Raw genomic sequence first — 23,587 nt, 5'->3', positions numbered from 1 at the left:
ATAATTCTAAGATTTAGCTTACGCGATTCAACTTCTTGATGATAGAGAAGATGAAGAGAGCTGAAACCAGACAGATACCTGCAAGAACACCCCAAATGGCAATGAGGTTGAAGTTCTGACCCCACATGATGCCAGGAATCATAACCAACTGGTTACCGATGGCTGTTGCACCAAACCAGAGACCCATCATCAAACCAGCATACTTTGGAGGAGCTACCTTCGATACAAATGAAATACCAATTGGAGAAAGCAGAAGCTCTGCGAATGTAAGGATGAGGTATGTAGAGATGAGGAGGTTAGCACTTACACGTGTACCCTCTGTAGCAGGATTGCCCTGTGTCAAAGGAAGCTCCAGTCCCATAGAACCTACAGCCATCCATACAAAACCGAGAGCTGCAACGAGCATACCCAAACCAATCTTCTCTGGCGATGTAGGCTCCTTGCCAATCTTGTGAAGCCATGAGAACAAAGCAACGCTCACTGGTGTCAATGCCACTACATAGCATGGGTTGAACTGCTGGAAGATAGGAGCCTCAACATCTACGGCACCTTCAAGGTTGCTGTACTTGTAGAAGAGGAAAGCGATGGCAGCAACGATGACGCCAAGAGAGATGCCCTTACCCTTGCCAGTCTTGCTCTGTGCCAGACCGAAACAACCGTAAACCACGAAGATGCAGGCTACGAGGTTGGTAACATCGAACGCCATTGACTGCAGACCCTCTGAAGTCTTCTGTGTATAATCGCGGGCAAAGAGTGTCAATGTATTACCGTTCTGATGGAAAGCCATCCAGAAGAAGATAACCACAGCGAACACGAGACAGAGGCAGATGATGCGCTCCTTGGTCTCAGCCTTAGAAAGTTCGTTTGTCTCCTTAGCAGAAGTCTTATCATCCTTACTCTTGGTCTCAGAAGCAAGAACATGCTTGTATGTAAAGCTGAAGGCATAGTAGATAGCGATACTAACAATAAGCGAAGCACATGCCACGGCGAATGCGAAGTGGTATGAATCTTCCACCGACACGCTCAGGCTCTCCTGCGCCCACTTCATAATCTTGATGGCAGCAGTAGGAGCAAACATAGCACCGATGTTGATAGCCATATAGAAGAGCGAGAAACCGGAATCACGGTTGCTGGCATACTGTGGCTCGTCGTAGAGACGGCCTACCATCACCTGCAGATTACCTTTGAACAAGCCAGTACCCAAAGCGATGAGGATAAGTGAAATGCCCATGGCAGCAATGGCAACGGTGTCCTTGCCTAGAGGAAGCGAGAGAACAAGATAGCCAATGAACATGATGAAGATACCTGTGGTAACCATACGTCCAAAGCCAAACTTGTCGGCTGCGATACCACCGATGATAGGAAGGAAATAAACCATCATCAGGAATGTAGAGTAAATAGTACTTGCCAATCCGGTTTCAAAACCGAAGTTGGCCTGCAAATAAAGCAAGAACACAGCAAGCATGGTGTAATAGCCGAAACGCTCACCCGTGTTTGCCAAAGCTAAGGCCCACAGACCTTTTGGTTGATTCTCAAACATAATTTTTTGTTTTGTTGTTATTTTATTATTTAGTTATTCTTTTCTCGCAATTTTTGTGCAAAGATACATAAATTATTCCATATTTCAAACTTATTGCACAAAAAACCGCACATCGCATAGCACTTTTCCACTGAAAATCGGCTAAAATTCTAAAATACAGACAAATCAGATAAAAAAAATCCGTTTATATTACAACGTAATTGCATTTTTTTTCGTACCTTTGCACCCCGAAACCATGAGGAGGTTTCGGGATACACAAAAATACTTCAAAAAATTCTAAATAGAAAGGTAAAAGGATATTTATGAGACAACTTAAGATTAGTAAGAGTATAACCAACCGTTCCAGTGAAGCACTCGACAAGTACTTGGTGGAGATTGGTAGAGAGCCTATGGTCTCTATCGATGAAGAAATCGAACTTGCCCAGAAGATTCGCAAAGGCGGTCGTGAGGGAGAACGTGCCAAGGAGAAATTGGTAAAAGCAAACCTTCGTTTCGTTGTATCTGTTGCTAAGCAATATCAGCACCAAGGTCTTTCTCTTACCGACCTCATCGACGAGGGTAACATCGGTTTGGTAAAGGCTGCTGAAAAGTTTGACGAGACCCGCGGCTTTAAGTTTATCTCATACGCCGTATGGTGGATTCGTCAGAGCATCCTGCAGGCTATTGCCGAGCAGAGCCGTATCGTTCGTCTGCCTTTGAACCAGGTAGGTGCATTAAGTAAGATTAGTGCAGAAATCAGTAAGTTTGAGCAGGAAAACCAGCGCAAACCTTCTGTTGCTGAGCTCGCTCAAATCACAAAGATGGAAGAAAGCAAAATCGACCAGACTATCAAGGCAGATAATCACCACATGAGTATCGATGCTCCATTCGGTAGCGATGATGACGACAATGCGATGGTCGACGTGATGGCTTCGGGTGATGACAGCCGTACCGACAAGGGTGTAGACTTCGAGTCTATGGCGAGCGAGCTTGACCGTGTTCTCAACTCTGTATTGAAAGACCGTGAGCGCAAGATTCTGTGCTACTGCTATGGTATCGGTTGCCACGAGAAGGGTTTGGAGGAAATCGGCAGCGAGTTCAACCTTACCCGTGAGCGTGTTCGCCAGATTCGCGAAAAGAGTATCATCAAGCTCCGTGATAGCGGTAAGATCAAAATCTTGATGAAGTACTTGGGATAAGTTAAGTGAAGAGTGAAGAACGAAGAGTGAAGAATTCTTTTGCTTTTCTTCACTAGGGTTTGAAGACGAGAGAAAAATAGATAAAAACAAAGTTGCTAATAGCAACGAAAGTAAAAAGGGGCAATCAGTTGGTTCATCCCAACCTGATTGCCCTTTCTCTTTCAAGCCTTGCGCCTCAATTAATTATACATTATTAATTGTACACATTATTAACTATTCACAAAGTTACCAGTCTTGTCAAGAAATCCGTTCTCGCCATCTTTTGATGCTTCGAAGTAAGGATATTCATCACGCAAGCAAATTTCGTCGTAAAGGAAATCCGCCACTACCATATCGTTACCATCCGGCATTACCAGTCCCATCTTGCCATTCTTCTCAGCTATTACCGGCATGATGCTCAAGTCATCATTATAAATGTAGCAGGTGCGCAAGAAATCATAAGTTGGCGAGAGTAAGATGTTGCCTTGATGATCTTTCATACCGAACTTTCCATCCTGCTCAAATACTTCATGATATTGAATGTATTTTGCCTTGATGCGCTGGTAATAGAAAACCATCTTGCGCTTATCGTTGACAAAATCCAGCATATACTGGAAGGTATCACAATAGTTGGCTACCGAACGGACCAGAATCATCTTCAAGTCAAGACCATCCAATGCTTTTCTGTTCAGATCAATATACTTGGCTATCGCCTTCTCCTTCTCTGGTACAGAGAGGCTGGCTAGCCTTTCCTCAAATTTCAACATAGCTTGCTTGGTACCCGACATACCCTTGATATACCGGTGTATCTGTCTGCCCATCTCTGAACATACAAACTTGTCAATCTCCTGCTGCTCTATCGGGTCAGCATAATCCTTAATCAATGATTCAGGTGTCGCATTCATGGTTATTTCCTTTCTTTTAAAAATTATACTTTCAAAGATTTAGAAGAACAAAGAGCAAACGGATTCTACACTCTTCGTTTTTTACTCTTCACTCAATTTGCTCTTTGTTCTTCGCTCTTCACTTATTTCACATTAGGCTTCTGCAAACCATATCCCTTTCTCTTATCTTCAAACAAGAGGAGGAACGAGATGATAATAGCAATCACACCGAAGGCAGCAAAGATGGTCATCGTCTGGGTATAGTCGATAACACCATCAACACCCGTGTTAGCCTGGTTCACCTTACCAATCCATACCGGAATGAGAGCCAGTCCGATGTTCTGGATATAGAAGATAAGGGCGTATGCAGTTCCTAAGAGTTTCATTGGGATAATCTTTGGCACAGATGGCCACATGGCTGATGGCACCAGTCCAAATGCGATGCCCAGGATGAGCATCAGCACGATGGCAAGCACCCATGAGTTGATTGGCAGGGCAAACATGACGTGCACAAAGGTCAGGAGGCAACTGCCGATAATCATCAGCGTAGCACCCTTGCCATACTTATCGTATATACTACCGAAGAGCGGTGTGAGGAAGATGGTACCGAATGGCAACATCGCAGGAATCAGACCTGCCAAATTAGCATCCACACCATACTTGAAAATCATCAGTTTGGTGGCAAACTTCAGGAATGGGAATACACCGGCATAGAACATCAGGCAAAGGAATGCCACATACCAAAAACCTACAGTCTTGAAAAGACCGCCCAAGTCTGAAAACTTGAAACCTTCTTCCGGTTCTGTAGCTACAGCTGCTGCAGAAGCATCCTCCTTCTTGTCCATCACACAATAAACCAGATAAACCAGTACACCAGCGCAAAGCAATACAGCGCCCAAAGCAACAGAAGCAGATACTCCACCCATTGCCTTGGCAAAAGGAAGAGAAGCACTCAGAGCTGCAGCAGTTCCCAAACGAGCCGTAGCAACCTGTACACCCATTGCCAGAGCTAACTCATGGCCCGTAAACCACTTGACGATAACCTTGCTCACTGTGATACCGCATATCTCGCATCCTACACCATAGATGGCAAAGCCAAGAGCAGCTATCACTACCTGCGTACTGTAAGTACCGAAGAATGGTACAGCAACCGTTCCGTCAAACTCATGACCTAAAGCATACCACTTCAACAAGGCTCCACCAAACATCAGGACGGTAGAAAGGATACCAGTGAAACGGATGCCAAACTTATCGAGGATAAGACCACCGAAGAAGAGGAGCAGGAGGAACACATTGAAGTATCCGTAAGCTCCAGAGAAGAAGCCGTATTCATCCGAATTCCATCCGAGTCCGAGACCATTCTCTGCTCCCTTGGCTGCTGTCAAGAGAGGCTCCAGTGGAGACATCACATCTGTAAAAAAGTAACCGAACATCATCGTGATACTCACGATGAGGAGGGCGGTCCAGCGAGCTGACTTAGAGTCGCTCAATTTCATCTGCATTTTTTCTGTTGTACTCATTTTTTTTCAAAACATAAATGATAAACCCGTTATCATTATTAATTATCAATTATTAATTATCATCTATTTCCGTTTCACGTTCTTCGTTCTGGTGATATCAAAGAGATAAGAGAGTTTCAGAACAATCTGTCCATAATTACTCTTTCCGAAATAATCACGCTTAGAAGCACCGTAGATATTTCCCAGACCATAGTAGTATCGGGCTTCGGCAAGGAAATGCCCCACCTTCGGAATACTGTATTCAGCACCCAGACCCAGGGCGATACCATAATCGAGCTTGTTCTTGACTGCCATCGTATCCTGAGCCACCACCGGACTTACACGGTTATTGTCGGTTGCCGGCATGTGCTCTACCGAGAAGTTGGTCTTCTGCGAATCACTCAGATAGAGACCAAACTGCGGACCGGCATTCACGAAGATGTTCAGTCCTCTTGTCTCCCTACCCCATGCCAGATGCGCAAAGATTGGCACCTGAATATAGTTAATGGTACGCTTGTAAGCCATCGCCTCTTTGGTTTCGGTGAAAATTACCGGATTATTCTCCATATCCAGGATATCCTCTTCCCATCCTGCCTGCGAATAGTTTACCTCGGCATAGATAGAACAGATGGTCTTGAAATATTTCTCACAGGTATATCTCATCGAGAAACCGCCCGTCAGTCCGCCGTGCTGCTTCTGCTGTACCTCGGGTGTGAATCCTACGCTACTCATCATATAGCCCCCATTAAAACCGATGGCGAAATCATTACGATGCTCTCCTATCTGTGCCGAAACTGGAATTCCGAAGATGAGCATCAGAATCAGCAGCCCAATATTTCTATTCATTATCAACTATAAATTGTAAACTATAAATTGTAAACTATAAACTAGTACTTCACCGCCTCTATCTGATGATTAAAGGTATAGTGAATCAACTGGAAACTCTTGTTCTTGTATCCTCCTCTACTGGTCTTCTCGAAACGGAGTGGAGTCTGCACAGGCTGGTAAGTCATCTGCTGGCGCTCACCTGTAAAGTTCTTGCCATATCTCTTGACGCCCTGAATCAGATACATTCCGTGATCGAAACCGGTGATGGCGAATCTTGGCTGTGCCACCATCATAGGCTGATGGAACCATCGCTCATAACGGCTCTCAAGCGCCTTGGTCTGTGCTGAGTTCGGGTTATAATAGAAGGTGGAAGGGATATAAGTATCATACTTATAGAATCTTTCCAGATTATACTTGGCATACATCAGCCATTCGGTATAGCCGAAGAGAGAGATGGCTGCACCCGGATACTTCGCATCAAATTCGTCGAGTTTGTTCAATACCTGAGTCAACTGTGGCGAACGTCCCGTATTCAGGATTATCACATTCTGCTTGGAAGGCATGAAAGCCTTGGCAAACTGCTCGACACTTGAATTCACATTGGTGATGCTATAATTGATTTTCCTGCGTTCCAGTTCCTTGCGCAGACCGAACGTAAAGTTGCCCTTTCTCGAAGTAGAATCATTGCAGTCTACAAAGATAGGATGCACATTGGTAAATCGGCTCAGGAATGCCTTGATGGTCGCATCATTCAGCGCATCATCGCTCTGATAAACCTGGAAAATCTCTTTGTTTCTTTCTACGTCATCTCCGCTGATAGAGAACGGAATCACCATTTTGATGCCGTAGTTCTTGCAGAAGTTGGTCAGCGGAGCCACCTGCTTGGTATAAAGTGGACCAAAGATGATGTCGCATTGGTTAGCGCCCTCCTGCAAGAGTGTATTCCGGATATCAGCATCAATAGGAACGTTCCAGGCATGCACATCTATATCGGCGCCCTGCTGCTTCAGGGTTTCGCAAGCCAGCAGCAAACCGCGGTAATACTCCACCATTCGCTTGCCGTCGCCATCAACATTATGCAAAGGTAACATCACGCCTACCTTTACCGCATTTCTGGCAACAGCAGCCTTTGAGGTTGCCGGAGCTGTAGCAGTTTTCTGAACCGTCGCCCCATTCCCCGACTTCTGACCGTTCACCTGATTAGGATTCTTCTGGTCTTTGGTGTATGGAATAAAGAGCGTAGCTCCCTTCTGCAGCATGTATCCCTCACGCTTCATCTCCGGATTGGCATCCATCAGTTCAGGAAGGCTCAATCCATATTTATTGGCGATACCAAAGATAGTATCTTTCTTCTTAACCGTGTAAATGTCGCGCCATTTTATAGTCTGCGCGCCAATGCTGACACTGAGCAGAAGCCCAACGAACAGCAGGAAATATCTCATTTTTTGTCTCATATCTCAAGATTTTTTTAACGATATCTTCAAATATTTCATGTTTTCATCTGCAAAAATACAAAAAATCTTGCATCTGACGCAATATCTCTCATCTTTTTATTATCTTTGCACAAATTATTTTAGAAATGAGACGAAAAATAGCATTACTTTGCATCATGTTGCCACTTTTAACGTGTCAATTACACGCTCAGGAAGTCAACGACGACGAGGAGGACAACACAGAAGAGACGACCAAGGTCAGTTCTCTTCTCATGCCGAATGCCTTCTCTCCAAATGGCGATGGCATCAACGACATCTACAAGCCCAAGGATGGTTACCGGAACATTGAGGAGTTCCACGCCTATATATATAATAGGTGGGGACAGAAACTCTATGAATGGACCGACCCTGCCACGGGATGGGATGGCACCTACCGCGGAAAACCGGTCAAGGAGGGTGTCTACTTCTGTCTCGTCAAGGCGAAGGGGGCAGATGGCGTTGTGTATAACATCAAACGTGATGTCAACCTGCTCAGAGGTTATACCGAAGAGCAGAACAGTAACTATTAGGCAAACAGCAATTAGCAGAATTGGAATATGAATTCAGAAGAAAAGATAAATGTATGGGGCGCACGGGTCCACAACCTCAAGAACATAGATGTGGAGATTCCGCGTGATTCCCTCACCGTGATTACCGGACTCTCGGGTTCGGGCAAGAGTTCACTGGCTTTCGACACCATCTTTGCCGAAGGTCAGCGCAGATATATCGAAACATTCTCTGCCTATGCCCGCAACTTCCTGGGTAATATGGAACGCCCGGATGTTGATAAGATTACGGGATTGAGTCCGGTCATCAGCATAGAACAGAAAACCACCAACAAGAATCCTCGCTCTACCGTGGGCACTACCACCGAGATTTACGACTATCTCCGTCTGCTCTATGCCCGCGCCGGTACTGCCTACAGCTATCAGAGTGGCGAGGAGATGATGAAATATACCGAGGAACAGGTCATCGACATGATTCTCAGCGATTATAAGGGCAAGGCTATCTTCCTGCTCGCTCCCCTCGTACGCCAGCGCAAGGGTCATTATCGCGAACTCTTCGAAAGCATGCGTAGAAAGGGGTATCTCTACGTGCGACTCGACGGCAACATCCTCGAAATCGTTCCCAATATGAAAACCGACCGCTACAAGAACCACAATATAGAAGCTGTGGTCGATAAACTGGTGGTGAAGGAAGAAGATGAGGAACGCATCCGCAAGAGTGTGGCAACGGCTATGAAACAGGGCGACGGCATGGTAATGGTTCTTGAGAAAGGTGCCAAGGAGGCCAAGACATACTCCAAGCGTCTCATGGACCCTGTAACGGGTATCGCCTACCAGGATCCAGCTCCTAACATGTTCTCCTTCAACTCTCCCGAAGGTGCCTGTCCGCATTGCAAGGGTCTGGGGAAGGTGAACCAGATTGATATCAAGAAGGTAATTCCCGATGATAAACTCAGCATCCATGAAGGCGGCATCGCTCCGCTCGGCAAATACAAAAACCAGATGATTTTCTGGCAGATAGAATCATTGCTCAGCAAGTATGACCTCAACCTGAAGACACCTATCTGCGAGATTCCGGGCGATGCCATGCAGGAAATTCTCTATGGTTCGCTCGAAAACGTGAAGATTGAGAAAGAAAAGGTACATACATCTACCGACTATTTCTGCGCCTACGATGGCATCATCGACTACCTGCAGAAGGTGATGGAGGATGACGAGAGTGCGGCGGGCAAGAAATGGGCCGACCAGTTTATCTCTACCATCGAATGTCCTGAATGCCATGGTTTGCGACTCAAAAAAGAATCGCTCTCTTTCAAGATCTGGGATAAGAATATATCCGAAGTAGCCAGTCTCGACATCGATGAACTGCGCGATTGGCTCGAAGAAGTGGAACAGCATCTGCCTTCGATGAAAGCGAAGGTGGCTCACGAAATCATCAAGGAGTTGCGCTCACGCGTTACCTTCCTCCTCGATGTGGGACTCAATTATCTCTCGCTTAACCGCCAGTCAGCTTCTCTCTCGGGTGGCGAGAGCCAGCGCATCCGTCTGGCTACTCAGATTGGTAGCCAGCTGGTCAACGTGCTCTATATCCTCGATGAGCCGAGCATCGGTCTGCACCAGCGCGACAACGAACGTCTGCTCAACAGTCTGAAGGAACTTCGCGACCTGGGCAATACCGTTATTGTGGTGGAGCACGATGAAGATATGATGCGGGCTGCCGACTGGATAGTAGATATCGGTCCGAAGGCGGGACGCAAGGGAGGTGAAGTTGTCTTTCAGGGCACACCTCAGGAGATGCTCAAGACCGATACCATCACCGCCCAGTATCTCAACGGCAAGATGGCTATTGAGGTGCCTGCCCTCCGCAGAGAAGGCAACGGCAAGCATATCACCATTCACGGAGCTACGGGCAACAACCTCAAGGGGGTGGATGTAGATTTTCCACTCGGCAAACTCATTGTCGTAACGGGTGTCAGCGGCTCAGGCAAATCTACTCTCATCAACGAGACCCTCCAGCCTATCCTCTCGCAGCATTTCTACCGTTCGCTCAAGAAACCGATGCCATACGAGAGCATCGATGGTATCGAGAATATTGACAAGGTAGTGAATGTAGACCAGAGTCCGATTGGCAGAACGCCTCGCAGCAATCCAGCTACCTACACAGGCGTGTTCAGCGATATCCGCTCACTCTTCGTAGGACTTCCCGAAGCAAAGATCCGCGGTTACAAGCCGGGCAGATTCTCCTTCAATGTGAAAGGTGGAAGATGCGAGGAATGTAAGGGTAACGGATATAAGACCATCGAGATGAACTTCCTGCCGGATGTCTACGTACCTTGTGAGGTATGCCACGGCAAACGCTACAACCGCGAGACGCTGGAGGTAAGATACAAGGGAAAGAGCATAGCCGATGTTCTCGACATGACCATCAACCAGGCGGTAGATTTCTTCGAGAATGTTCCTCAAATTCTGCAGAAGATCAAGGCTTTACAGAATGTAGGTCTCGGATACATCAGGTTAGGACAGAGTTCCACTACCCTCTCTGGCGGTGAAAGTCAGCGCGTAAAACTGGCTACAGAACTCTCGAAGCGTGATACAGGCAAGACGCTCTATATTCTCGATGAACCGACAACCGGTCTGCATTTCGAAGACATCCGCATTCTGATGGATGTACTCCAGAAACTGGTAGACCGTGGCAATACGGTCATCATCATCGAGCACAATCTCGATGTCATCAAACTCGCCGACTGGCTCATCGACATGGGGCCGGAAGGTGGACGAGGCGGCGGTCAGCTCCTCTTTGCCGGAACACCAGAAGAAATGGTGAAGCAGCAGAAGGGATATACCTATAAGTTCCTCGCCCCATTGCTGAAGAAATCAGGGAAACCTGAATAAATCAGGATAGGAACGAAGGCTGTGGCAGAAGAAAAAATCCCCCAACCTACTTTCTTAAGTGGGTTGGGGAATTTTTATTTCAATATAAAATATGATGATAGCATGGTACCGATTACACCGCTACGCTTGGTAACGATACTGCACTATCATCAGTTAAATTAACGTTGCATATACAAAATAAGCCTGTAAATGAGCCTGTAAATGAGCCGATAAATGAGCCTGTAAATGAGCCTGTAAATGACAACAGTAAGCCATTCTTTCTGCAAAGAAATAAAATTCATCCATAAGAGAGAGATTTTGGCGAATAAGCTGGTAGTGTAATTGCTTGTTGAATTCCCGTTTAAAGATATACACTTAATGTTAGTAATCTTTATTTTATTTTCTCCAAGGACAAAGTTTCACCATTTTCACCTGTTGCCTTAATCAAATTAACTTTGTTAATGATAACTTTATAAGCTTGGTTATATGTCTTCCCATTGCCTTTTGAAGAAATTGCCAGTGTATTACCATCAAAGGTAAATGTGAAAGCAATTTTATAGGATATCGCTGACATATTCTCTTCACAATAACCTTTTCCATCTTTGTTGAAGGTCCATACAGCATCCTTTGTCCTAGACTGATCTTTCCAGGTACCAACAATACTTAAATCTTGAACCTTAGAATCATCATCGTCAGAACTGCAGCTTGTGAAAGCTGTCGTTGCAAATGCTCCAACAAACAGGAGCAACATTAAAAATAAATACTTTTTCATAAATTTGATATTTTAATTTAAACTAAACATTTCATTTTATCTGTTGCCTTTCGAACGGTTATGCGTCTTGCAGAGCATCTGACAGTTGCTTTCATCTGTGGCTCCACCTTTGCTCCATGCTTGTACATGGTCGGCATCCATTTCCTTTAATGCCCAAATTTTATCCTTATTGGGACCATCGCCACAAGCACAAAGACGACAATTGCTTTCATGCTTCTTTTTGGCATCTGCCGTCTGACGTTCATAAACCCTGCGCTTGGTATTATCATCGAAGACACGGACATTCAGAAGTCTTGTATCCTTACAACCGCCAAGCACATATTCAAATACGTTCTTTTTATCTTGAACGCAAGGATCGTTATATAGTTCCTTCACCTTTTGTGAAACCTTGATATGATCGTATGGAGTAGTATGGTACTTTTCGTAGAGTTCTCCCCAATTCAATCCCTTCATCTTGGGATAGACATCATCAAAGGTCTGCTCTATCCATGAAATGACATCGTTGAAATATAGTTTGAGTTCATTGATATCGGTATCACGACGATGCTCCTGCATATAATCCTTGATGTTGCCATGACTAACCCATCTCAAGGCTTCTTGCAGAATTTCCTGTCTGTTGGCTGAGCCAGAGATGTAGCATCCCCATTTCTGCATATGACTATCTTCCTTATTACTAAACTCCTTTCGGGCTGCACTAACGAAAGGTCCGGAATAAATCGCATTCAGTTTCTCCTGATCATTGAGCTTGATACCACCGATATTGATAATTTCAAACCATTCCTTGATTTCTGACTCCGTGCCTTCGCAAATGTATGCGATTAACTCTGTATTCTCTATGAGTTCTCGTTCTTCATCATCCAACGAAAAGATTTTATACGGTTTGTTATTTCTCATGATAGAAAACTTTCTTATCAAGTACCTACCAAGGCTTGTAATGCGTTGCTGTCCATCAAGTACCTCTAAACGTCCATCAGGAAGTTTGTTGAAATAGAGCAAACCTAAAGGATATCCCTTCAAGACGGAATCTATAACAGCGGCTTCTTTCTCACTATGATTCTCACTATAGAGATAGTTGCGCTGATACTCTGGCTGTATGGTTAGCTTACCCGCTAAACCATACAACCCCTTTCCGTCAACTTCACTATATGTAAAACCTTCACATAACTCCTTTACTGTATATATTTTCAACTTCTTTTCCATATTATGATTGTTTTTTACGGATTAATATTCGAGCATATTGTCGCTTATTATTTACGACTCCACATCCACCTCTATCCTCTGGATGAATGGTGTATCCGACTTCATCTAATATTTTCTTAGGTGCAGAAGCTCTTGTATTTCCACATGCTTGCCAAATAATATCAAATTGCTCTGGACAATATTTATCAAGAAAGGTAACTGGCACACCCATTAAATTCTCGTAATCACAAGGAATTGCATCTGTATACGGAATTTCAATGGCATCATAATTGTCATAATGCTGATACTTTTTTCCTTGAATATCCTTATGCTTACTATATTTAATGTTATCAGCCATAGACATCAAAGACAATGGATTGTGGCGACGACCATGGTCTATATTAGTGTACCATCTTACCCCTTTTACACGAATGTATTTCTTTCCATTTTCGTCAATTCTGCATCCTGCTGCTTCCAAAGGATATTCATCTGGAACTCCAAATTCACGGTCTCCACTATGGATTGTACATCCCATCCAAACCTTATTATCTCTAAGCAATGGGAATACTTCTTTATAGGTAACACAATTTATATTTCCAATAATGATAAACTGCTTATCAGCCTCAACAATCCATGCAAGAAACTCTCTAAAAAGCGAGAATGGTGGATTGGTTACAATAATATCCGCTTCATCTCTTAACTTTTTAACCTCTTCGCTTCTGAAATCACCATCTCCTTCAAGATAGTCCCACTCCAAGTCTTCAAGATTGATTTTACCATCGCCAGTAGTGTCTTTTTCTAAAACGAAAATTTTACCATGGGTATTAGTCTTAGACTTGTCAAACTTTGGAGAAGTTGTTTCCAAAAAGGATGTTTGAATTCCTGCTTTGATAACCTTGCTATTGATAGCATAGCTCGTTGAGATGAGTTTCTTCAAGCCTAGTTCTTCAAAATTCTGTGCAAAATACTTTGTGAAATTACTCCACTCCGGGTCATCGCAAGGCAGAAGAACCGTCTTGCCACGAAATACATTTGGATTGTAATCGAGATAGGCTTCCATTTCGGTTTCTATATCCTTAATTCCGCAACACTATATTTAACATTATTTATAAGTGCCTGAGCAACAAAAAGTTACCCAGGATTTTGCCATGTCAGAATTTTCACTTACCTTAGTGTTGCGAAAAGAAGACAAGCAAAACTCTAATATGACATGGCAAAGATACAAATAAAATCTGAGAAACTCACTCCTTTTGGGGGAATTTTTTCGATTATGGAGCAATTTGATGCTCTTTTAGCTCAAACCATAGATTCCACCTTGGGATTGAGATGCACTATGTTTGGTTATCAATATAGCGAGATTCTACGCTCTCTGATGTGCGTATATCTTTGTGGTGGCTCATGTATTGAGGATGTTACAACTCACCTGATGAAACATTTGTCTCTTCATCCAACTCTTCGCACTTGCAGCGCAGACACCATATTACGTGCTATCGAAGAACTGACTTTTAAGAGCATCACCTATAAGTCTGCTTCTGGCAAATCCTATGATTTCAATACTGCAGACAAGATGAACTGCTTACTGGTCAATGCCCTGCTTGCTACTGGTCAATTGAAATCCGGTCAAGAGTATGATTTTGACTTTGACCATCAGTTCATTGAAACAGAGAAGTATGATGCAAAACCAACCTACAAGAAGTTCTTGGGCTATAGTCCAGGGGTGGCAGTCATTAACGACATGATTGTCGGTATTGAAAATAGAGACGGTAACACAAACGTGCGCTTCAACCAAAGAGAGACTTTGGAAAGAATCTTCAAGCGATTGGAGGCTTCGGAAATATATATTTCTCGTGCCCGCATGGATTGCGGCTCATGTTCGGAGGAAATCGTAGATATGGTAGAGGCTCATTGCAGGCATTTTTATATTCGTGCCAACAGATGCTCTTCTTTCTACGATTCCATGTTTGCCTTAACTGGATGGAAAACTGTTGAAATCAACGGTATTGAGTTTGAGTTGAATTCTATCCTTGTTGAGAAATGGAAAGGAAAACCGTATCGTCTTGTCATACAGAGACAAAGGCGAATAGATGGATACCTTGACATTTGGGAAGGCGAATATACCTACAGATGTATACTGACTAACGATTACAAGTCGAGTGCAAGAGACATCGTGGAATTCTACAATCTTCGTGGTGGCAAGGAACGCATCTTCGATGACATGAACAATGGCTTTGGCTGGAATCGATTGCCAAAATCGTTCATGGCACAGAATACTGTATTCCTGCTTATGACAGCTCTCATCAGAAACTTCTACAAAGCTATTATGCAGAGATTGAAAACCCATGAATTTGGATTGCGTGCCACCAGCAGAATCAAGACCTTTGTTTTCAAGTTCATCTCTGTTCCTGCGAAATGGATTAAGACATCACGTAGGCATGTATTGAACATTTACTCAGACAACAATGCTTATGCCAACCTGTTCAAGACAGACTTTGGTTAAAGACCATGCTTTTCTGGTTAAACCAGCGTATTACCTCAAGTCGCTTTATGGGGTAAGGGGATTTTGTGTCTGCGACATTTCTGTTGTGCAAGAAATATGTACAATAAAATGAATTTTGTCGCTTTGCAAGCAAAATCCCACTAAACCCTATAGGTTGCGGATTTGAGGTATATCATAAAACATGGTATAGAACTCGTCTTTCTTGGCAGCCTTAGCATTTGATAATGTACTATTTGCCATAATTATTGATAGTTGTTACGCACCCAACTATCAATCCGCTAAAACACAAAAAGGGCGTGATGCCTCTTATCGCGTTTAGCACGGGGCGGCGTAGGAATGGAGCCCCAGGTCGATTATAAGAATGCATCACGCCTATAGCGTAAATGCATTTGCCTTATCAATCGACTGGAGGCTACATATATATATATACGAACCACCTATCACATATTATTTCCGTGCTTGTTATTCCAAATTGAGTTTCCTACGCTCTTGGCTAAACGCGAAATAATAGCGAATGCTTTTGTTTTTACCCACAATGTCTTTGGCTTTTCCTTAGTAATAAGGATAACCTAAGTGCAAAGGTAATAAAAATTATGGAGATAATTGTAGTTTTTTTGATTTTTCTTCTTTTTTATTGGAATATTTTTGTAATTTTGAGACAAAAATATCGAAATATGGAATATATTTTTTCTAAACTTAAAGTAAGAGTGCTGAAACATCTCGCAGATGGAGAACAGCATGAGGAGGCACCGGCAGGATTGACGGATGCCCAGTATAGTGTGGCACTTAGCGAACTCAAAGCCTATGATATGGTCAAAGTAAATGTTGACGAGGTGGGTGAAGTGATTTCTTCGCAGATAAAAACAAAAGGACGTGCTGCTTTGGATGATTTGGAAAGTCTAGAGAAAGCCATGCTCAACCATATTCTTGAAGAAAAGAAGTTGACAAAGTATAGCTATGGTATTCTTGTTCATTATAAAAACAAAGGAAAGAACAAGGGCGGCTTTAAGGCTTTGCTGCAATTGTTGATGGTAATATAAAAACAACATGAAATGGATTATAAAGATGTCGCAAATTCTTTCATTACAAGACATTAAATCTCACAGGCTCCTCGCCTGTACGTAATTTGTAGTCTTCATAAAGCATCTTCTGCATCTTGTCAACCATAGCTTTCTTTGTGGCCTTGGCAGATTTCCAACGTCTAAGCGCCTCTTCTCTTGTTAATTTATTCATATCCAATCCTCCATTATTAAATTATGAGCATCCCAAATGTCCGCTCTTTCTAAATTTCATTCTACCAGATTAAACATTCAAGAACTACTATCGGGAAGAATACGACTGCAAAGATACGGATTATTTTTGAAACTAAAGCATCTTTATCCTAATAAAATGCAGATAAATTTTATTTTAGCAACACGGCTGCAAAGAAACAGTATCTGGTAGAGTGTAGTGAGAAAATCGTGAGGGATAACCCCAAATCGTGATGGATAGCGTGATGGATTTTTCCGTTTTTGGAGTATCTATCACGCTATTCAAGTATCTGTATATTAACATATTAAGATGTATGATACATGCAAATCGTGATGGATGATAGATGATTACATAAAATTAGTTCATATGAAGGCTGCGCTGGGTTACGAATGTGGCTGCGCTGGGTTACGGATATGACTGCATCGGGTTACGAATATGGCTGCATCGGGTTACGGATATAACTGCATCGGGTTACGAATATGGCTGCATCGGGTTACAGATATTACTGCGTAAGCTAACGGAGACGTATCTGTAAGCTTATCGAGACGTCTGCATCAGCTAACTGAAACGTCTGAACTCGCTTACTGAACTACTTGAATTGTCTTACTGAACTACTTGAGTTGCTCGACTGATCTACTTGAGTCACTACCCTTCTACTGGACTTACCGAACCCAGACTTGCTGTTTTGGTAAAGTGAGGGTGTGTCATAAGTTTATGATTCACCCTCTTGACTTTTCCTGATGCACAAAAAAGCACGGAATATTAAACTCCGTGCTCTTTGAATACTAAAATAATTCTATGTCTCTCAACATACCACTTCCTCCATCCTCACCAACTTACCTGCTACAAACTGCATGATGATTTTATGGAGCGTTGTACCCTGGCGCAGCGCCTCGACCCTTGGAGCTGCGGCATATCGCTTGATTTGTTCCTCAGCCTCTTGCCATTGTGCTTCTGCCTTAGAAAGTTTGCCATCCTCTGGCTTTGACTCGTAATCTTTCTTCGACAACACCTTCAGCTCCAGGATATAACTATGCTTCGTAGCATAATGAGTAAGATTTGGCAAAAGGAAAAAATCACAATAGCCATGGTTCAACTCTAGCTCCGGTGCGGTATAATAGTAATTGTTCAAATTCAGATATGCCATGAAGAAACCTTGAAGATTACGCTCCGACTCTATGCCGTCACGAACTGACGATACCTTGGAATAGGCATCTGCCATAAACTGTAATCCTTCACGCCACTTACCCTCGTACGCCATATCATAATAATAATCAGTAAGTTGATTGGTATCTACGTATGACCTTTCCTCATACAAGTCCATCAAATAGCCATAGTACTGCTTACGGACATTATTGTTTGGAATACCCAATATCATCTTATCGCCACGAGTTCCCTTGATGGTCAACATACCATAATAAAACAGCAGACTCGTAAATATCTGAGGGTCGGTCAACCTATAGGCAGAAAAGGTTTCTGTCAAAGGAGCCACAATCTGCCCCGTCTCGGCTATCGTGCGGATAACACCTTTGCGGTCGCCATCCAACTTATCCAACTGAAGAAGTTTCTTCATCTTGTTGTAGTCAGTCTTTGTGTTTGGGTCTATCATCTGCTTTGGAGCTTCTCCCCTATCTATATAATTTCGGAGATAATAGATGACCATATCACTATTGAACACCTTACTCTGAGTATGCAGAGCATCCTCAGAAAAACAATAGTTATCATACCAAGGTTTCATCTCGTCTATCATCGCCTCGATATCGCTTGCTGCAGGAATACCTCCCACTTCCTTGTAATAAGCAAACATCTTGCGTACTTCCTCCATGGAGAAGCCCAACATCTGATTGAACTCTGGCTTGGTGGAGATATGCCAGCCAATATTGAACCCACTCGTCACATCGTCCAAGGTAACAGGACTGACACCTGTGATGAAAATACGTTCAAACATACCCTTGAACTTCTTGAAGACATCACGGTAGAAGCCATCGGCATGGGTGATTGCCCAATATACATTCTCACCCTGCTCATTGAGCACAGTATTGGTGAAATTGTCATATTCATCGATAATCAGATAGAGAGGAAGGTTCTTGGTGGCAGTCTCATCCTGAAGCAAAGCTAATTTCTCCGTAGCAGAATCAGACTTAAAGAACTTCTCCTTAACATCTTCTGGATAAAATTCCTGATAAACTCGCATGAAGCCATCTAATTTGACACGAAGATACATATTGAAGTTTTCCTCCAACTTGTCGATACTACCACCTACATACGAGAAATCAAGGTGAAGAATCTGAAACTTCCCCTGTAAAGGAGTAGGATGCTTACCTACCCATAAATCACCGAAAAGAGTTTGAAATTTCTCTTTCTTGCTACAGTCGTAATAAGCATGGAGCATACTCAGGAATATGCTCTTACCAAACCGGCGTGGACGAATAAAGAAGATGTTACTAGGTTGGTTTTCCAACAAAGGCAAATACATCGTCTTATCCACATAATATTGATTTTGCTCTATAACAGCCTCAAAGTCATTGATGCCGTAAGGCAAACGTTTCATATTCTGATTCATGATTGCTCCTTTTAATAATTTACCTTTGCAAAAATAAGAAATTTATCTGAATATGCCAAAGAATCTGTCTGTCTTTTCTTTGTATTGCTAAAAATTATTGGTATTTTTGCAATATGAGCCCTATATAACCTCCTAATAGTTGAATTGATTTGATGGCTATGGTGATTTTTTCCGAGACTCATTTGTTATAACACAAAAAAGCACGGAATATTAAACTCCGTGCTCTTTTTTGCTTTTATATTTAATCTTGTCAAAACCTTCACCATACACACCGATAACGGCACTCTGACTGACAAAGGCATGGGGATCAATCTCGCTGATAAGACGGAAGATAGCAGGAGCCTGACGCTGCTTGGCTAACACGAAAAGCATCTTCACATCCTGACCCGAATAAAAACCGCTGGCATTCACCACCGTTACTCCCCTATCAGCATCTACATTGATGCGCTTGCCTATCTCCTCATACTTCTGTGAAATGATAAAGAACTGTACGCTTCGTCTTCTGCTGTTTACCACCTGGTCGATGCAGAATGCCTGAACGCAAAGAACTACATAACCATATAACACCTTCTCCCAATCGTGTACCACCAGATAGCTGGAACTGATGATGAAGATGTCGCATATCATAATCACTCTACCTAGAGAAATGTCGCGATACTTGTTGACGATGGCTGCGATGATATCCGTACCACCCGTACTTCCACCAACAGAGAAACCGAGTCCGATTCCGCAGCCACAGAAAACGGCACCCAGGAAAGCAGCCCATAAAGGTTGGTTTTCCAAAAGATGAAAATCACCTAAACGGCTGGAGAAGAAAGAGGTCAAGATGGTTACCACTATAACGGCATAAACAGTCTTGACACAGAACTTTGCTCCCAAAATCTTGAACGCACATATTAATAAGGTGGCGTTGACGATAAAATACGGAATTTGCACAGGGCAACCGGTGGCCCAATAGATAATACTGGAGATACCAGGAAGTCCGCTTGCTGTTACATTGGTTGGCAAGAGGAACACGTTCCATCCAATAGCGTAGGATATCATACCTATCGCAATCAAAACATAGTCTTGTACAGACTTCCACAAGGGTCGAGGAGGAGTCATAATTAATTAATAATTTACAATTTATATTTTTTTTAAAAGCTTTTGCCCTTACAGGGCGTTTTTAAATGCAATTATATTTACCCCAGGGTGTTGCCCTGGGCTAGGAGCTTCTGCCCTTACAGGGCGTGCTGACTATACATTTCTGGGCGTGTGGGTTTTACCAGAATTTCTTCTGCTGCTCTGACCACTCAAATCCTTGGGTAGCCATTTGGGCTTCTAATGCCGCACGGTTCACATTGAAGTGATTACAAATCTCATCGAGTGTTTCAAACTCGTGGTCACGAAGCAGGAAGTTGATGGCGCTTACGAGCATCGGAACATCATTCATTGGTAACTTATCCATCCTTTTTATATTGATTAATTAATATTTATTATTGATTACTTGAGGCACCATGCCTCTTTCGGGGTGCAAAATTACTGCAAAATTCAGACAATACCAAAAAAAATCCCAGCAATCTTTTACCGATTGCTGGGATTTTTATAAATTATTGATGATTTACGCATTCACTGCAACTGAAATCCAGTCGAAGACGAATGAGCAAATACCGAATGCTACGATACCTACGGTGCAGATAGCAAGCGCCAACTTGGTTGAGCATGCGCTCTGGAAAGTAGGAAGCGGATTATCGCTGTGCTTGATGAACATAGCCTTCACGATGAGCAGGTAGTAGTACAAGCTGATAACAGTGTTTACCAACGCGATGAATACTACGCCGTATGCCCAGGCTCCCAATGTGGTGTGGATGTCGTGTGTACCAACTGCTGCCATGAACACGAAGAACTTCGAGAACATACCAGCGAATGGAGGAATACCACCCAATGAGAACAATGCCAAGGTCATCAGGAATGCCAGACGTGGGTTGGTCTTGTACAAACCATTGTAGCTGTCCATCTGAACTGTACCGTTGTTGTGCTCCTCAATAGATGAGATGATGGTGAAGACACTCAGGTTGGCTACTACGTAAATCAATACATAGTAAGTCAAGGCGCTCACGCTCATCGCTGAGTTACCTACCACAGCCAACATGATGTAACCTGCCTGAGAGATAGAAGAGAATGCCATGAAACGCTTCAGGTCGCTCTGACGGATGGCAAACAGGTTGGCGATAGTGATAGAAAGTACAATCACGATGTAAAGCAACACGGTCCAGTACTCTACCATTGGCTGGAACACCTTCATGAGGATAGCGCAGAGAGTAAACGCTGCAGCACCCTTAGATACTACTGACAAGTAACCTGTAACAGTAGTTGGTGCACCCTGGTATGAATCTGCTGTCCAGAAGTGGAAAGGAACCAAGGAAATCTTGAAACCGAGACCACTGAAGAAGAATACCATACCGGCGATGGTCAATGGAGATGCAGAAATAACCTTTGCTACATCATCGAAGTATAAAGTACCACAAGCAGCATAGAGCAGAGAGATACCGTAGATCATCACGCCACTTGAGAAAGTAGCAGTAAGGATGAACTTAGCACCTGCCTCAGCAGAATTGTGACGGTACTTATCGAATGCTACCAAGCAAGCCATTGGCACAGATGCCATTTCGAGACCGAGGAAGAACAGGAGGAAGTGGTTGGCACTAACCATCATGTTCATACCGAGCAAGGTAGAGATAATCAGCATATAGAACTCACCCTCCTTGAAGGCTGTGTCCTTGCGGCTCAACCACTCCTTAGCCTGTACCATCACGATGAGGGTACCCAGCGCCAGGATGGTCTTCAAGACACCGGCAGCAGGACCTGTTGTGTACATGCCGCCAAATGCCTCTGTGGCTTCTGTTGGGAAGATATTGATGGCAATGTGAGCCACCATCAAGAGACATACCAGAGGATTGAACCACTTACGGTCTGCGCTCTTGGAACTGCAGAAGTCAGCAATGAAAGTGATCAACAGAACTACCATCAGGGTAGCTTCTGGAATCATATTTAAAAATTGACTGTAATTCATTTCTTCTGATATTTATTACATGATTACACTAAAGATAGGACCTACAGCGTCCATGATAATCTTCTCTGCCCAGAGTGGGAACATACCGAGACCTGCAACGCAGGCGATAAGACCTGCTACAGCGATACGCTCGTCCCAGGTAGCATCGTGAAGCTTCTCCAACTTTGGATTAGGAACCTTCTGATAAAGGATCTTACCAACACAACGCAAGATGTAAACCGCTGTTACTACGATTGAGGTACATGCGATGATGGTACATACGCGATGGAATGTATCTGCATTCTGGAATGAACCTACGAAGATGGTCATCTCGGCTACGAAACCTGAGAAACCTGGCAAACCGAGGTTAGCCAAACCAGCTACTGCATAACCTACAGAGAGGAATGGAATAATCTTCATCAAACCACCCAGGTAACGTACGTCACGTGTACCAGCCTGATGGTAAATCATACCGATAACGGCGAAGAAGAGGGCGGTCATCAAACCGTGAGACAACATCTGGAGGATTGCACCAGTAGCGGCTGTCTCGGTCATCATACAGAGAGCGAAGAGCACCATACCACAGTGAGATACTGATGAGTAAGCGTTGATGTACTTCAAGTCGGTCTGTACACATGCTGACAAAGCACCATATACGATAGAGATAGTAGTCAGCACGAGGAACACCTTAATCCAGAATCCGTGAGTAGCAGCTGGCAAGAGGAACATGGCGATACGGAAGCAACCGTAACCACCAAGCTTCATCAATACACCGGCGTGCAACATAGATACGGCTGTTGGCGCACTTGCGTGACCATCAGGAGACCATGTGTGGAATGGGAACAGCGCACCGAGGATACCGAAACCGATGAAGAGCAATGGGAAGAACACGTTCTGCACGCTCTCTGGAATCGCATGAGCACCATTGGTATGGTGAGCGATATCGAGGATTTCGAAGGTCTGAGCACCACTGTAGAAGTAGATTCCCAGGATACCGATAACCAAAAGGGCTGAACCACCCATCAACATCAAAGTCAACTTCATGGCTGAATACTCCTTTGCACCACTACCCCATACACCGATGAGGAGGTACATAGGAATCAGCGCAACCTCATAGAACATGAACATGGTGAACATGTCGATAGAGATGAAGAAGCCATATACACCGATGCTCAGGAGTGTGAACCAGAGGAAGTATTCCTTCTTCATTGGCTCCATCTGCCAGGAAGCAAATGTACCGGTGAACACGATGATAGAAGTCAGGAGAATCATCACCACTGAGATACCATCCACACCGAGTGAATAGTTGATGTGCAATGGTTCAAACCAAGGCACACAGTAGGTGAAGAGCATCGGAGCTTGGTCGGCTGGCATTGTCTCACGAGCTTCGAGAAATGCAAACACCAAATAGATGGAGAGACCGAGCAATACGCTGGCACCTGCTACCATCACACCACGAACCTGCTTGTCGTTGCGTGCCAACCAGAGGCCGAGCAACATCAGGAGTGGTACTATGACGAATATACTTAAATTCATT

General features: G+C 43.7%; 18 protein-coding genes and 1 pseudogene. 5 read left to right on the top strand and 14 right to left on the bottom strand.

Translation table 11 applies throughout. From position 1 onward, the window contains the following. Positions 1 to 13: 13 nt before the first annotated feature. Positions 14 to 1,540: a peptide MFS transporter gene (locus ONT18_RS01645; protein ID WP_118063179.1), complete on the bottom strand. Its 1,527-nt coding sequence runs from the start codon at positions 1,538 to 1,540 to the stop codon at positions 14 to 16. A gap of 302 nt (positions 1,541 to 1,842) precedes the next feature. On the opposite strand from ONT18_RS01645, the gene ONT18_RS01640 reads away from it, so the two are divergent. Then, positions 1,843 to 2,718, top strand: coding sequence for a sigma-70 family RNA polymerase sigma factor (locus ONT18_RS01640; protein WP_006847025.1), 876 nt, complete (start codon positions 1,843 to 1,845; stop codon positions 2,716 to 2,718). A 209-nt stretch (positions 2,719 to 2,927) separates the two neighbouring features. On the opposite strand, the gene ONT18_RS01635 is transcribed toward ONT18_RS01640, so the two are convergent. The 4 genes from ONT18_RS01635 to ONT18_RS01620 form a co-directional block, all read right to left on the bottom strand. Further along, positions 2,928 to 3,602 (bottom strand): hypothetical protein, encoded by a 675-nt coding sequence (locus ONT18_RS01635; protein ID WP_264903759.1) that lies wholly within the window; start codon positions 3,600 to 3,602, stop codon positions 2,928 to 2,930. A 122-nt stretch (positions 3,603 to 3,724) separates the two neighbouring features. Beyond that, positions 3,725 to 5,101, bottom strand: a complete 1,377-nt coding sequence (locus tag ONT18_RS01630; protein WP_264903757.1) for an MFS transporter — start codon at positions 5,099 to 5,101, stop codon at positions 3,725 to 3,727. A gap of 63 nt (positions 5,102 to 5,164) precedes the next feature. Continuing rightward, positions 5,165 to 5,926 carry a porin family protein gene (locus ONT18_RS01625; RefSeq protein ID WP_264903755.1) on the bottom strand — a complete coding sequence of 254 codons (762 nt, stop codon included), beginning with the start codon at positions 5,924 to 5,926 and terminating at the stop codon, positions 5,165 to 5,167. Positions 5,927 to 5,967: 41 nt separating this feature from the next. Beyond that, on the bottom strand, positions 5,968 to 7,362 hold the full coding sequence (locus tag ONT18_RS01620; RefSeq protein WP_264903753.1) for a PBP1 and LysM peptidoglycan-binding domain-containing protein: 1,395 nt from the start codon (positions 7,360 to 7,362) through the stop codon (positions 5,968 to 5,970). 239 nt (positions 7,363 to 7,601) lie between these two features. Here ONT18_RS01620 and ONT18_RS01615 point away from each other — a divergent pair. Together ONT18_RS01615 and uvrA are read left to right on the top strand one after the other, a co-directional pair. Further along, positions 7,602 to 7,910, top strand: a pseudogene (locus tag ONT18_RS01615) (T9SS C-terminal target domain-containing protein); the annotation flags it as partial. Between the two features lie 27 nt (positions 7,911 to 7,937). Continuing rightward, positions 7,938 to 10,778 carry an excinuclease ABC subunit UvrA gene (gene uvrA, locus ONT18_RS01610; RefSeq protein ID WP_118151220.1) on the top strand — a complete coding sequence of 947 codons (2,841 nt, stop codon included), beginning with the start codon at positions 7,938 to 7,940 and terminating at the stop codon, positions 10,776 to 10,778. Between the two features lie 370 nt (positions 10,779 to 11,148). Here uvrA and ONT18_RS01605 read toward each other — a convergent pair whose 3' ends face one another. The 3 genes from ONT18_RS01605 to ONT18_RS01595 are packed head-to-tail and all read right to left on the bottom strand — an operon-like array spanning position 11,149 to position 13,789. Then, positions 11,149 to 11,529, bottom strand: a complete 381-nt coding sequence (locus ONT18_RS01605; protein WP_264903751.1) for a DUF5640 domain-containing protein — start codon at positions 11,527 to 11,529, stop codon at positions 11,149 to 11,151. Between the two features lie 36 nt (positions 11,530 to 11,565). Next, the gene (locus ONT18_RS01600) at positions 11,566 to 12,729 is read right to left on the bottom strand and encodes an HNH endonuclease family protein (protein ID WP_264903750.1); all 1,164 of its coding nucleotides are present in this window, start codon (positions 12,727 to 12,729) and stop codon (positions 11,566 to 11,568) included. 1 nt (position 12,730) lies between these two features. Then, positions 12,731 to 13,789 (bottom strand): adenine-specific methyltransferase EcoRI family protein, encoded by a 1,059-nt coding sequence (locus tag ONT18_RS01595; protein WP_264906767.1) that lies wholly within the window; start codon positions 13,787 to 13,789, stop codon positions 12,731 to 12,733. Between the two features lie 129 nt (positions 13,790 to 13,918). On the opposite strand from ONT18_RS01595, the gene ONT18_RS01590 reads away from it, so the two are divergent. Continuing rightward, complete coding sequence (locus tag ONT18_RS01590) at positions 13,919 to 15,205, top strand: IS1380 family transposase (protein ID WP_264903518.1); 1,287 nt, start codon at positions 13,919 to 13,921, stop codon at positions 15,203 to 15,205. Positions 15,206 to 15,798: 593 nt separating this feature from the next. Further along, positions 15,799 to 16,245: a hypothetical protein gene (locus ONT18_RS01585; RefSeq protein ID WP_264903748.1), complete on the top strand. Its 447-nt coding sequence runs from the start codon at positions 15,799 to 15,801 to the stop codon at positions 16,243 to 16,245. Positions 16,246 to 16,288: 43 nt separating this feature from the next. On the opposite strand, the gene ONT18_RS01580 is transcribed toward ONT18_RS01585, so the two are convergent. From ONT18_RS01580 to ONT18_RS01555, 6 genes are all read right to left on the bottom strand, one after another. Next, a complete protein-coding gene (locus ONT18_RS01580; RefSeq protein WP_006847038.1) occupies positions 16,289 to 16,438 on the bottom strand; it encodes a hypothetical protein in 150 nt (49 codons plus the stop codon). Positions 16,439 to 17,261: 823 nt separating this feature from the next. After that, entirely contained in the window at positions 17,262 to 19,019 is a 1,758-nt protein-coding gene (locus tag ONT18_RS01575) for an ATP-binding protein (RefSeq protein WP_264903746.1), read from the bottom strand. A 210-nt stretch (positions 19,020 to 19,229) separates the two neighbouring features. After that, complete coding sequence (locus tag ONT18_RS01570) at positions 19,230 to 20,123, bottom strand: YitT family protein (RefSeq protein ID WP_006847040.1); 894 nt, start codon at positions 20,121 to 20,123, stop codon at positions 19,230 to 19,232. Positions 20,124 to 20,280: 157 nt separating this feature from the next. Then, on the bottom strand, positions 20,281 to 20,466 hold the full coding sequence (locus ONT18_RS01565) for a DUF4250 domain-containing protein (RefSeq protein ID WP_006847041.1): 186 nt from the start codon (positions 20,464 to 20,466) through the stop codon (positions 20,281 to 20,283). A 153-nt stretch (positions 20,467 to 20,619) separates the two neighbouring features. After that, positions 20,620 to 22,071 carry an NADH-quinone oxidoreductase subunit N gene (locus ONT18_RS01560; protein WP_118081960.1) on the bottom strand — a complete coding sequence of 484 codons (1,452 nt, stop codon included), beginning with the start codon at positions 22,069 to 22,071 and terminating at the stop codon, positions 20,620 to 20,622. Positions 22,072 to 22,086: 15 nt separating this feature from the next. Next, positions 22,087 to 23,586, bottom strand: a complete 1,500-nt coding sequence (locus tag ONT18_RS01555; RefSeq protein WP_233401476.1) for a complex I subunit 4 family protein — start codon at positions 23,584 to 23,586, stop codon at positions 22,087 to 22,089. Position 23,587 lies beyond the last annotated feature (1 nt).

It is taken from the genome of Segatella copri, assembly GCF_026015295.1.
Classification (GTDB): domain Bacteria; phylum Bacteroidota; class Bacteroidia; order Bacteroidales; family Bacteroidaceae; genus Prevotella; species Prevotella copri_C.
The sequence above is the reverse complement of the archived record's forward strand: the minus strand, read 5'-3'. Positions and strand labels throughout refer to the sequence as shown.